Annotated in this window: 5 protein-coding genes, 1 pseudogene and 1 riboswitch; of the genes and pseudogenes, 2 read left to right on the top strand and 4 right to left on the bottom strand. The window is 74.4% G+C overall.

Annotation, left to right across the window (positions count from 1 at the left end):
- A partial coding sequence (gene cbiD, locus DVH02_RS32940; protein WP_233518605.1) for a cobalt-precorrin-5B (C(1))-methyltransferase CbiD occupies positions 1 to 744 on the bottom strand: 744 nt, incomplete at its 3' end.
- Between cbiD and DVH02_RS32935 the strand changes: the two are divergent.
- A pseudogene (locus tag DVH02_RS32935) lies at positions 743 to 1,576 on the top strand (cobalt-precorrin-6A reductase); the annotation flags it as partial. The gene cbiD and the pseudogene DVH02_RS32935 overlap by 2 nt on opposite strands.
- Positions 1,577 to 1,581: 5 nt before the next feature.
- On the opposite strand, the gene cobJ reads toward DVH02_RS32935, so the two are convergent.
- The 3 genes from cobJ to cobG all read right to left on the bottom strand — a co-directional run bounded on the left by cobJ (position 1,582) and on the right by cobG (position 5,782).
- Positions 1,582 to 3,276 (bottom strand): precorrin-3B C(17)-methyltransferase, encoded by a 1,695-nt coding sequence (gene cobJ, locus DVH02_RS32930; RefSeq protein ID WP_233518606.1) that lies wholly within the window; start codon positions 3,274 to 3,276, stop codon positions 1,582 to 1,584.
- A gap of 137 nt (positions 3,277 to 3,413) precedes the next feature.
- Positions 3,414 to 4,064: a precorrin-8X methylmutase gene (locus DVH02_RS32925; RefSeq protein WP_114627513.1), complete on the bottom strand. Its 651-nt coding sequence runs from the start codon at positions 4,062 to 4,064 to the stop codon at positions 3,414 to 3,416.
- Positions 4,061 to 5,782 (bottom strand): precorrin-3B synthase, encoded by a 1,722-nt coding sequence (cobG, locus tag DVH02_RS32920; RefSeq protein WP_233518604.1) that lies wholly within the window; start codon positions 5,780 to 5,782, stop codon positions 4,061 to 4,063. Before cobG ends, DVH02_RS32925 begins: the two co-directional genes overlap by 4 nt.
- A gap of 158 nt (positions 5,783 to 5,940) precedes the next feature.
- Positions 5,941 to 6,026: riboswitch (cobalamin riboswitch) on the top strand.
- Between the two features lie 55 nt (positions 6,027 to 6,081).
- Between cobG and cobN the strand changes: the two genes are divergently transcribed.
- Positions 6,082 to 9,708: a cobaltochelatase subunit CobN gene (cobN, locus tag DVH02_RS32915; protein ID WP_114627512.1), complete on the top strand. Its 3,627-nt coding sequence runs from the start codon at positions 6,082 to 6,084 to the stop codon at positions 9,706 to 9,708.
- Positions 9,709 to 9,714 lie beyond the last annotated feature (6 nt).

Raw genomic sequence — 9,714 nt, 5'->3', positions numbered from 1 at the left:
GGTACGGCCCGCCGCGCGCGCGACGTCCACGCCCCTCCTGATGGAGTCGATCCACGCCGAGCAGGAGTACGGCACGACCACGCCCGTCGTGCCGAGGACCGAAAGACCGCCCAGGATGCCCAGCCTCGGGTTCCAGGTGGAGCGGGCGATCTCCTCGCCGTGGTCGACGGAGACGGTGATCTCGACGTCGCCCGTGCCGCCGTACCGGGCCGCCACCTGCGCCACGTGCGCGCGCATCAGCTGCCGGGGTACGGGGTTGATCGCCGGTTCGCCTACCTCCAGCGGCAGGCCGGGGCGCGTCACCGTACCCACGCCGGGGCCCGCGCGGAAGACGACGCCCGCGCCCGGCGGCAGCGGGCGGACGGTGACGCGGATGAGCGCGCCGTGGGTGACGTCCGGGTCGTCTCCCGCGTCCTTGACCACTGCCGCCATGGCGTGACCGGCCGCGCGTTCCTCCTTCGCCAGCGCGAAGGCCGGGGTCTGGCCCTTGGGCAGGGTGATCGTCACCGGATCGGGGAATTCCGCCGTCAGCAGGGCCGTGTACGCGGCCGTCGTCGCCGCTGTCGCGCACGCACCGGTCGTCCAGCCGTGGCGCAGCCCCGTGTGCTTGAGTTGGGCGTCGCGTCCGCCCGTAACGTCTCCGCCCGTAACGTCTCGGCCCGTAACGTCTCCGCCCGTAACGTCTCCGCCCGCCGCGTGCCCGTTCCCCACTTCCCCGTCCCCCGCCCGTTTTCCTTCAGCCATGAGAGACCTCCCTGTGACCAGTGAACGGCCGCCGCATCTGCTGATCCTCGGTGGCACCACCGAGGCACGTCGGCTGGCCGAGACGTTGGCCGAGACGTTGGCCGAGACGTTGGCCGAGACGTCGACCGAGACGTCGGCCGCGACGCTTCACCCCCGGGGCCGCGCCGACGCTCCGGTCCGGCTCCGGGTCACCACGTCCCTCGCCGGGCGCGTCGCGCGGCCCGTGCTGCCGCCGGGGGAGGTGCGCGTCGGTGGGTTCGGGGGCGCCGACGGGCTGGCGCGCTGGCTGCGCGCGCACCGCGTGGACGCGCTCATCGACGCCACCCATCCCTTCGCCGCGACGATCAGCCGGAACGCGGCCCTCGCCGCCGCCTCCGCCCACGTCCCGCTGCTCGCGCTGCGCCGGCCGTCCTGGGAGCCGGTCGCGGGCGACGACTGGCGTCGCGTCGGCTCCCTGGCGGAGGCCGCCGACGCGCTGCGCGGGCTCGGTGCGCGCAGGGTCTTCCTCACCACCGGGCGCATGGGGCTGGCGGCCTTCGCGCGCCTCGGCGACCCCTGGTTCCTCGTACGGTCCGTCGACGCGCCGGAGCCGCCCTGCCCCGCGCGGACCGAAGTCCTGCTGGACCGTGGGCCCTTCACGCTCGACGGGGAGCGCGAGATCCTCCGCCGCCATCGCATCGACGCCGTCGTGACGAAGGACAGCGGCGGTTCTGCCACCGCGCCCAAGCTCACCGCGGCCCGCGAGGCGGGGATCCCGGTCGTGGTCGTGCGACGGCCGCCCGTGCCGGAGGGGGTGGCCGTCGCGGGGAGCGTCGAGGAGGCGGTGGAGTGGGCGGTTCACTTCTCCGGGGAGCCGCTCTCGGCGGGGCGGTTTTCGGCGGGGCGGGCTGCGGCGGGGCGGGCTTCGGCGGAGCGGGCTTCGGTGGAGCGGTTTTCGGCGGAGCCGCCCTCCGGGTAGCGGCGCGGCGTCCAGACGATCTCCTCGCCACCGCCCTGCGAGCCGCCGCGTCGTACCGTCACCGTCTGCGAGGAGCCGACGATCAGGATCGTCCGCATGTCGACCTCAGCCGGGTCCAGGTCCGCCAGCCGTACGATCCGTACGCGCTCGCCCGCCCCGCCCACATCGCGCGCGACGACCACCGGGGTGTCCGGGGCGCGGTGCTCCAGCAGCAGTTCGCGGGCCTTGCCGACCTGCCAGGTACGGCTGCCCGAGCCCGGGTTGTAGAGCGCGAGGACCAGATCGGCGCTCGCCGCCGCGTGCAGCCGTTCCGCGATGACCTCCCACGGCTTGAGCCGGTCGGAGAGGGAGACCACGGCGTAGTCGTGGCCCAGCGGGGCTCCGGCCCGTGCCGCCGCCGCGTTGGCGGCGGTCACGCCCGGGAGCACCCGTACGGGAACCTCCAGGTACGGAGCGGCCGACGCCACCTCCAGCACGGCCGTGGCCATCGCGAAGACCCCCGGATCGCCGCCCGAGACCACCGCCACCCGACGGCCCTGCCGGGCCAGGTCGAGGGCGAACTCCGCGCGCTCGGACTCCACCTTGTTGTCCGAACCGTGCCGCCGCTGGCCCGGCCGGACGGGAACACGGTCCAGATAGGTGGTGTAGCCCACCAGGTCCTGGGCAGCGGCCAGCGCGCCGCGCGTCTCGGGTGTCAGCCACAGCGGACCGGCCGGTCCCGTCCCCACGACCACGACCTCACCGACCTCACCGACGCTGGCCTCATCGCCTTCACCGACACTGGCCTCACCGACCGCGCGGACCTCACCGACCTCACCGACCTCACCGACCGCGCGGACCTCGTCGACCTCGCCGACTTCGCGCACCTCGCCGACCGGAGGAGCCGCTGCGGAAGGGGACGGTCCCGCGTCCACCCGGCTCGGCAGCACCGCCACCGAGAAGTACGGCACCGACTCCGGGTCCGTGTCGGCCAGCGCGCCCGTGCGCTCGCCGCTCATCGTGGCGCGCTCGACGTAGCGCGCGTCCGCCAGCCGCCCGGCCCGCTCGATCGCCCGCCGTACGGCCGGGAAGGTCCGGCCGAGCTTCATCACGACGGCCGAGTCCGCCGCCGCCAGCCGGGCCGTCAGCTCCTCCTCGGGCAGCGTGCCGGGCAGGACCGTCAGCACCTCCTCGCCCTCGACCAGCGGGGCGCCGAGCCGCGCCGCGGCGGCGCTCACGGACGTGACACCCGGGATGACCTCGGTCGGATAGCGGTCCGCCAGCCGCTTGTGCATGTGCATGTACGAGCCGTAGAAGAGCGGATCGCCCTCGGCGAGCACCGCGACCGTACGCCCGGCGTCGAGATGCGCGGCGAGCCGGGCGGCGGACTCGGCGTAGAACTCGTCCATCGCGCCCTGGTAGCCGCCGGGGTGGTCGGTGGTGCCGGTGGTGACCGGGTAGACCAGCGGTTCCTCGATGTGGTCCGCGCGCAGATGCTCCGCCGCTATGGAGCGCGCGATGGAACGGCCGTGGCGCGCGCTGTGGTACGCGACGACGTCCGCCTCCGCGATGACCCGGACGGCCCGTACGGTCATCAGGGACGGGTCGCCGGGGCCGAGGCCGACCCCGTAGAGGCGGCCGACGCCGGACTTGGCGTCGTTGGTGTCCTCGGTGTCGTTGGTGCCGCTGTTGCCGCTGTTGCCGCTGTTGCTGTTGCTGTTGCTGTTCTCGGTCATTCCGCTTCACTCGCGATCGCGTTGATGGCCGCCGCCGCGATGGCGCTGCCGCCGCGCCGTCCCCGTACGACCAGGTGTTCCAGCCCCGAAGGGTGCGCGGCCAGCGCGTCTTTGGACTCGGCCGCGCCGATGAAGCCGACCGGTACGCCGATGACGGCCGCCGGGTGCGGGGCGCCTGCCTCGACCATCTCCAGCAGCCGGAAGAGGGAGGTCGGCGCGTTGCCGACGGCCACGACCGAGCCCTCCAGCCGGTCCCGCCACAGCTCCATGGCGGCGGCGCTGCGCGTGGTGCCCAGCTCGGCGGCCAGCGCCGGGACGGCGGGGTCGGAGAGGGTGCACACGACGTCGTTGTCGGCGGGCAGCCGCTTGCGGGTGACTCCGCTGGCGACCATCGAGACGTCGCACAGGATCGGCGCGCCCGCCCGCAGCGCCTCGCGGGCGCGGGCCACCACGGTCGGCGTGAAGGCGAGATCGCGTACGAGGTCGACCATGCCGCAGGCGTGGATCATCCGCACCGCGACCTGGGAGACGTCGGCGGGCAGCCCGGCGAGGTCCGCCTCGGCGCGGATGGTGGCGAAGGACTGGCGGTATATCTCCGCGCCGTCCTTCTCGTAGTCGAACACTGTGGACACTCCGGTCTCGCTCATCTCGTCGCTGCTGTCGTTGCCTGAGAGGTACGTGCTGTCGCCACTGCCGCGGCGAGTTCCGACGGGGGTACGGGTACGGGCGGTACGGGGGTTACGGGCGGTACGGGCGGTACGGGCGGTACGGGCGCGGCCAAGGGGCCCGTCACGGAGACGGTGTAGTCGCCCTCGGCCGTCGCGATCACGTTCACGTGGTCGCCCTGCGGGTGGCCGCAGCGCCGCGCGCACCCCGACCAGTGGACGGGGAGCGCGTCGCGGCCTGCCGCCCGCAGCGTCGTGGCCGCGTCGGACCGTACGTCGGCCAGCGCCTTCGCGCACCCGGGCCGGCCGGTGCAGGCGCCGACGCCGTGCCAGGGGGAGTCGGGGGCGGTGATCAGCCCGGCGGTACGGAGCCGGTCGAGGAGGCGCTCGGCGGCGGCCGGTTCCAGGCCGGGGACGACCACGCCGCGCCAGGGGGTCAGCCGTATCCCGTGCGAGCCGTCGCGTTCGGCGGAGAGCAGCGCACGCCACTGCGCCACGCTCAGCCGTCCCAGCGGCGGATAGACGGACACCGCGGCCGACGTCCCGTCGGGGGAGCGGACGATCCCGGGGGCCGGGGGCTCGGCGGGGGCGTACGAGGCGGGCGGCCCTGCCGCGACGGCCCGAGCACCGGCGGAGCCCGCCGTACCGGCGGAGCCCGTACCGGTGTCCCCCGTACCGACCTCCTCCGCGGCGATTCCGGCCTCTGCCGTGATTCCGGCCTCCGCCGCGATCCCCGCCTCCGCCAGCCGCGCCGCCACCGCGGCGGACAGCGTCCGGCCGCCGTGTCCGGCGGGCAGCTCCGCCACCCGCCACGCGCCCGAGCCGCTCGCCGCCGCCACCGTGAGGAAGGTCTCCGCCGCCAGCAGCGCGGCGCGCGGAGCGTCGGTGGCGGCGACCCGGAGCCCGGGGTGGTTTGTGCCGGTATGGACGGTCGCCGTACCGTCCCGTCGTGCGAGCAACGTCACATCCGCGCCGAGGGACGCGACATCGCCCCTGCCGTCGTCCAGCGCGAACAGGAAACGGCCCGAGAGCGCGGTCGCCGCCGGGCTCGCGCACAGCAGCGCGTCCAGCTCCCGGGCCCACAAGAAGACGTCGGCCGGGGGGACTTCGTCCACCCCCGACAGTGGCGACGCCACGATGTTCCGTACCCGTTCGTGCTCCTGCGAGGGCAGCAGCCCCGCCTCGCGCAGCAGCTCCGCCAGCTCGCCGCCGCAGCTCGCGCCGAGCCCCCGCAGCTGGAGGTTGCCCCGGGACGTGATGTCCAGGTGGCCGTCGCCCAGCCGCTCGGCCGCCGTCGCCAGGGTCCGGGCCTGACGGTACGTCAGGTGACCGGCGGGCAGCCGCAGTCGCGCCAACCGGCCGTCGTCCGCCGGGTGCAGCCGCAGCGCCCCCGGGCAGGCGTCCCCGCGCTCGCGTACGGGCGCGGCTCCCGCGCGTACGGGCGCGGTGACGACGGGCGCGGTGACAGCGGGCGCGGTGACAGCGGCCATGGCGGCGACCGGCGCGGCAGCCACAGCCACGACCTGCGCGGCAGCCACAGCGGCCACAGGCGCCGCGACCGGCGCCGCGACCGGGACAGCGACCGGCGCCGCGACCGGCTCGGCGGTCGGGACAGCGGCCACGGCAGCGGCCACGGCCACGGCGGCGGCCCGTGCGGGGGCTTCGTCCCGGTTCGCGGGCGTTGGCGGGGTGGGCGGCATGGCCGCGAGCATACCCACGTGACCCCGGCTGGCCACCTGTCGCCAGGGGCCGCCGTACCCCGGCCGTCCGGGCGCCCTCCCCGCCCGTGACCTCAGCACTTACTATGCAGACGGCGGGTTCCACGGCCCGCCGCCATCGCCAGCGACGGCGTCTTGGGGAGGAAGTCCGGTGCGAACCCGGCGCGGTCCCGCCACTGTGAGCCCGGCGACGCGGCAACGCGTACGCCGAGCGAGTCAGGAACTCCCGCCGTCCACTCACCCCGCCCGGGGCGCGGACCCCGAGGAAGGCCAGACGCCGCATGCTTCTGCTCCTGTCGACGTCCGACACCGATCTGCTCAGCGCCCGCGCGGCGGGCGGCCCGGTCCCCTACCGCTACGCCAACCCCGCCCGGCTCGCGCTCGACGAGCTGCCCGCGCTGCTGGAGGGCGTCGACCTCGTCGTCGTACGGCTCCTCGGCGGGCTGCGCGCCTGGCAGGACGGGATCGACCTGCTCCTCGCCGGACCCAGGCCCGTCGTCGTCCTCACCGGTGAGCAGGCCCCCGACGCGCAGCTGATGGAGGCGTCGACCGTCCCGATCGGGATCGCCGCCGAGGCGCACGCGTATCTGGCGCACGGCGGTCCTGAGAACCTCGGGCAGCTCGCCCGCTTCCTCTCCGACACCGTGCTGCTCAGCGGCCACGGCTTCGAGCCGCCTGCCGCGTCGCCGACCTGGGGCCGGGTCCACCGCCGGGCCGAGGCGGCCGACCTCGGGGACGACAAGCCGAACGTCGCGGTCCTCTACTACCGCGCCCACCACCTCAGCGGGAACACCGCCTTCGTGGACGTCCTGTGCGACGCCATCGAGGCGGCGAACGGCCGTGCCGTCCCGATCTTCGTCTCCTCGCTCCGCGCCCCCGAGCCCGAGCTGCTGACGGCGCTGGAAGGGGTCGACGCCATCGTCACTACCGTCCTCGCCGCCGGGGGCACCAAGCCGGCCGAGGCGTCGGCGGGCGGGGACGACGAGGCGTGGGACGCGGGCGCGCTCGCCGCGCTGGACATACCGATCCTTCAGGCGCTCTGCCTCACCAGCAGCCGCGCCGCCTGGGAGGAGAGCGACGAGGGGCTCTCGCCGCTGGACGCGGCGTCGCAGGTCGCTGTGCCGGAGTTCGACGGTCGGCTGATCACCGTCCCGTTCTCCTTCAAGGAGCTGGACGAGGAAGGTCTGCCGGTCTACGTCGCCGACCCCGAGCGGGCCGCGCGCGTCGCCGGGATCGCCGTACGCCACGCGCGTCTCGCGTACATCCTGAACGCCGACAAGCGCATCGCGCTCGTCCTCTCCGCGTACCCCACCAAGCACTCCCGCATCGGCAACGCCGTCGGCCTCGACACCCCCGCCAGCGCCGTCGAGCTGCTGCGCGAACTGCTCGGCCAGGGCTACGACTTCGGCACGGAAGCGGTCCCGGGACTGGAGTCCGGCGACGGCGACGAGCTGATCTACGCGCTGATCGAGGCCGGCGGCCACGACCAGGAGTGGCTCACCGAGGAGCAGCTCGCCCGTAACCCGGTCCGGATCCCGGCCGCCGACTACCGGCGCTGGTACGAGAAGCTCCCCGCCGAGCTGCGCGAGTCCGTGGAGCGGCACTGGGGGCCGCCGCCTGGCGAGATGTTCCTGGACCGCAGCCGGGTCGGCAAGGGCGGGGACCCGGACGGCGACATCGTCCTCGCGGCGCTGCGGCGCGGCAATCTGCTGATCCTCATCCAGCCGCCGCGCGGCTTCGGCGAGAACCCGATCGCGATCTACCACGACCCCGATCTGCCGCCCTCGCACCACTATCTGGCCGCCTACCGCTGGATCCAGGCCCCCGCCGCCGACGGCGGGTTCGGCGCCGACGCCATGATCCATCTCGGCAAGCACGGCAACCTGGAGTGGCTGCCGGGCAAGAACGCGGGCCTGTCCGCCGCGTGCGCGCCCGACGCGGCGCTCGGTGACCTGCCGCTGATCTACCCGTTCCTGGTCAACGACCCGGGCGAGGGTACGCAGGCGAAGCGGCGCGTCCACGCCACGCTGGTGGATCACCTCGTACCGCCGATGGCGCGCGCCGAGTCGTACGGCGACATCGCGCGCCTGGAGCAGCTCCTCGACGAGTACGCGGCGATCTCCGCCATGGACCCGGCCAAGCTGCCCGCGATCCGCGCGCAGATCTGGACGCTGATCCAGGCGGCGAAGCTCGACCACGACCTCGGTCTTGAGGACCGGCCTGACGACGACGGCTTCGACGACTTCCTGCTCCACGTCGACGGCTGGCTCTGCGAGGTCAAGGACGCGCAGATCCGCGACGGGCTGCATGTGCTGGGCGGCGCGCCGGAGGGCGAGGCGCGCGTCAATCTCGTGCTGGCGATCCTGCGCGCGCGCCAGATCTGGGGCGGTACGACGTCCCTGCCGGGCCTGCGCGAGGCGCTCGGGCTCGACGAGTCCGCGCCGGGGCGCGCGGACGCGGACGCGGTGGAGGCCACGGCCCGCGCGCTGGTCCAGGCGATGGAGGACGCGGAGTGGGACCCGGCGGCGGTGCCGGGGGTCGCGGCGGGCCATCCGGAACAGGTCGCGGCGATCCTGGAGTTCGCGGCGCGGGAGGTCGTACCGCGCCTCGAAGCGACCACGGACGAGATCGACAACGTCGTACACGCCCTGAACGGCGGCTTCGTGCAGGCCGGCCCGTCGGGCTCGCCGCTGCGCGGCCTGGTCAACGTCCTGCCGACCGGCCGCAACTTCTACTCCGTCGACCCCAAGGCCGTCCCGAGCCGGCTCGCCTGGGAGACCGGCCAGGCCCTCGCGGACTCCCTCCTGACCCGCTACCGCACGGACAACGGCGACTGGCCGACGTCCGTCGGGCTCTCCCTGTGGGGCACGAGCGCGATGCGCACGTCGGGCGACGACATCGCGGAGGCGCTGGCGCTGCTGGGCGTGCGCCCGGTGTGGGACGACGCGTCGAGGCGGGTGACGGGCCTGGAGCCGATCCCCCTGACGGAACTCGACCGCCCCCGTGTCGACGTCACGCTGCGCATCAGCGGTTTCTTCCGGGACGCGTTCCCGCACGCCATCGGGCTGCTGGACGACGCGGTACGGCTGGTCGCCGGGCTGGAGGAGCCCGCCGAGTCCAACTTCGTACGGGCCCACGCCCAGGCGGACCTGGCCGAACACGGCGACGAACGCCGCGCCACCACCCGTATCTTCGGCTCCCGCCCCGGCACGTACGGCGCGGGCATCCTCCAGCTCATCGACAGCCGCGACTGGCGCACGGACGCGGACCTGGCCGAGGTCTACACGGTCTGGGGCGGCTACGCGTACGGCCGCGAACTGGAGGGCCGCCCGGCGCGCGAGGAGATGGAGACCGCGTACAAGCGCATCGCCGTCGCCGCGAAGAACACGGACACGCGCGAGCACGACATCGCCGACTCCGACGACTACTTCCAGTACCACGGCGGCATGGTCGCCACGGTCCGCGCCCTGAAGGGCACGGCCCCGGAGGCGTACATCGGCGACTCCACCCGCCCGGAAACGGTCCGCACCCGCACCCTGGTCGAGGAGACCTCCCGCGTCTTCCGCGCCCGCGTGGTCAACCCGAAGTGGATCGAGGCGATGCGCCGCCACGGCTACAAGGGCGCGTTCGAGCTGGCGGCGACGGTCGACTACCTGTTCGGCTACGACGCGACGACGGGCGTGGTCGCGGACTGGATGTACGACAAGCTGACCGAGACGTACGTCCTGGACCCGGAGAACCGCGCCTTCCTCCAGGAGGCCAACCCCTGGGCCCTGCACGGCATCGCGGAACGCCTGCTGGAGGCGGAGTCGCGCGGCATGTGGGAGAAGCCGGACCCGGGGGTGCTGGACGCGCTGCGGAAGGTGTTCCTGGAGACGGAGGGGGAGTTGGAGGGGGAGGACGACTGACGCGGC

The organism is Streptomyces corynorhini (genome assembly GCF_003346515.1).
In the GTDB taxonomy this organism is placed as follows: Bacteria; Actinomycetota; Actinomycetes; order Streptomycetales; family Streptomycetaceae; genus Streptomyces; species Streptomyces corynorhini.
This window is presented reverse-complemented; position numbering and strand designations above follow the sequence as displayed.